Raw genomic sequence first — 2,510 nt, 5'->3', positions numbered from 1 at the left:
GCCGAGGAGCTCGCCCGCGTCGGGGCGGCCGCGCTCGCCTCCGGCCTGGGCATCAACGAGGACATCGTCGGCTCCTACCTCACCGAGCTCGGCACGCCCGACCAGCAGGCGGAGTGGTTGCCGCGCATGGCCTCGGGCGAGGTGGTCGCCTCCATGGCGATGACCGAGCCGGGCGTCGGCAGCAACCTGCGCGGCATCACCACCACCGCCCGGCGCGACGGCGACGAGTGGGTGATCAACGGGGCGAAGACCTTCATCACCAACGGCTACACGTCCGACGTCGTCATCGTCGTGGCCCGCACCGGCGGCGAGCCCGGCCGCCCGGCGTTCTCGCTGCTGCTCGTGGAGGCCGGCAGGCCCGGGTTCAGCCGGGGCCGCAAGCTGCGCAAGGTCGGCCTGCACGCGCAGGACACCGCGGAGCTGTTCTTCGATGATGTCCGCGTGCCGGCCGCGAACCTCGTCGGGGTCGAGGGCCGCGGCTTCTTCCACCTGACCGACCAGCTGCCGCTGGAGCGGCTGTCCATCGCCTGGCGCGCGCTGGCCGCCTGCGAGGCGGCCATCGACTGGACCCTCGACTACACCGCCTCCCGCGACGCCTTCGGCCAGCCGGTCCTCGACTACCAGAACAGCCGATTCCGGCTGGCCGAACTGGTCACCGAGGTCGAGGTGACCCGGGCCTTCCTCGAGCAGCAGGTGCTGCTGTTCAACGACGGAGCCCTCGACGCCGTCCAGGCGGCCAAGGCCAAGTGGTGGGCGACCGAGCTGCAGAAGCGGGTGGTCGACGCCTGCCTGCAGCTGCACGGCGGCTACGGCTACATGGCCGAGTACCCGATCGCCCGGGCCTTCGTCGACGGCCGCGTGCAGACCATCGTCGGCGGGACGACCGAGATCATGAAAGAGATCATCGGCCGGTCCCTCGCCAAGCGCGCCGCCGCGCGCCGAGCCCCCTAGGAGTGCAGCAGTGGAACTGAACGACGTCTCTGCCCTCGTCACCGGCGGCGCGTCCGGCCTCGGCCGGGCCACTGCCGAGGCGCTCATCCGCGCCGGCGCCCAGGTCACCATCACCGACCTGCCCACCTCGCCCGGTGCGGCCGCGGCCGCGGAGCTCGGTGCCGGCACCCGCTTCGTCGCCGCCGACATCACCGACGAGGCGACGATGAACCAGGCGCTCGACGCCGCCGAGGAGCGTGGCCCGCTGCGGGCGGTCGTGCACTGCGCCGGCCGGGGTGGCGACCGGCTGCGGATCCTCGACAAGGAGGGCAACCCCGGCGCGCTGGACAGCTTCGAGCAGGTGCTGCGGATCAATCTGGTCGGCAGCTACAACGTGCTGCGGCTGGCCGCGGCCCGGATGGCGCGCAACGAGCCGGTCGACGGCGAGCGCGGCGCCGTGGTGCTGACGGCCTCCGTGGCGGCCTTCGACGGGCAGATCGGGCAGACCTCGTACACCGCGTCGAAGGCCGGGGTGCACGGCATGACGCTGGTCGCGGCGCGTGACCTCGCCGGCGCGCAGATCCGGGTGAACACCATTGCCCCCGGCATCTTCGACACCCCCATGCTGGCCCGGCTGCGCCAGGACATCCGCGACGGCCTCGCCGCGTCCGTCCCGCACCCCAAGCGGCTGGGCGACCCCGACGACTTCGCGCAGATGGCCCTGACGTTGTTGCAGAACCCGTACGTCAACGCCGAGACGATCCGGCTGGACGGCGGCATCCGCATGGCGCCGCGATGACGAGTGAGGTCACCGTCGCCATCGACGGCGCGGTCATGACCGTCACCATCGACCGCCCGGAGCAGCGCAACGCGATGACCCTGGCCGCCGCGGAGGGGATCGCCGCCGCGCTGACCAGGCTCGACGACGACCCGCAGCTCCGGGTCGCCGTGCTCACCGGCAGCGGCGGCACCTTCTGCGCGGGCACCGACCTCAAGCGGTTCCTGGCCGGCGAGAAGGCGCACGTGGCCGGCCGCGGGTTCGGCGGGCTGGTCGAGGCGCCGCCGCGCAAGCCGCTCATCGCCGCGGTCGAGGGCTGGGCGCTCGGCGGCGGGTTCGAGCTGGTGCTGGCCTGCGACCTCGTCGTGGCCGGACGCAGCGCGCGGTTCGGGCTGCCCGAGGCGAAGCGCGGGCTGATCGCCCGGGCCGGTGGCGCGGTGCGCCTCCCCCGGCGGCTGCCCCGCGCGATCGCGCTGGAGCTGCTGCTCACCGGCGACCCGCTGAGCGCCGAGCGGGCGGCGCACCACGGGCTGGTCAACCGGGTGGTCGAGGACGGGACCGCGCTGGACGCAGCCCGCGAGCTCGCGACGGCTGTGGCCGCGAACGCGCCGCTCGCGGTGGCCGCCGCCAAGGCGCTCGCCGTCGACTCCGTGGACTGGCCGGAGGCGGAGCTGTTCGCCCGGCAGGCGGCTTACACCGAGCCGGTGTTCGCCTCGGCCGACGCGCAGGAAGGCGCCCGGGCCTTCGCCGAGCGCCGGCCACCGCAGTGGAGGGGTCGCTGAGCCGGCGATCCGAGTCAACC

General features: G+C 74.0%; 3 protein-coding genes. All 3 read left to right on the top strand.

All coding sequences use genetic code 11. From position 1 onward, the window contains the following. Positions 1 to 951, top strand: a 951-nt coding sequence (locus VGD70_RS30750; protein WP_331087541.1) for an acyl-CoA dehydrogenase family protein, incomplete at its 5' end; no start/stop codon positions are given. A gap of 10 nt (positions 952 to 961) precedes the next feature. Next, positions 962 to 1,729 (top strand): SDR family NAD(P)-dependent oxidoreductase, encoded by a 768-nt coding sequence (locus VGD70_RS30745; RefSeq protein WP_331087539.1) that lies wholly within the window; start codon positions 962 to 964, stop codon positions 1,727 to 1,729. Next, positions 1,726 to 2,490, top strand: a complete 765-nt coding sequence (locus VGD70_RS30740) for a crotonase/enoyl-CoA hydratase family protein (RefSeq protein WP_331087537.1) — start codon at positions 1,726 to 1,728, stop codon at positions 2,488 to 2,490. Before VGD70_RS30745 ends, VGD70_RS30740 begins: the two co-directional genes overlap by 4 nt. The last annotated feature ends 20 nt before the right edge of the window (positions 2,491 to 2,510 follow it).

It is taken from the genome of Actinophytocola sp., assembly GCF_036402745.1.
In the GTDB taxonomy this organism is placed as follows: domain Bacteria; phylum Actinomycetota; class Actinomycetes; order Mycobacteriales; family Pseudonocardiaceae; genus Actinophytocola.
This window is presented reverse-complemented; position numbering and strand designations above follow the sequence as displayed.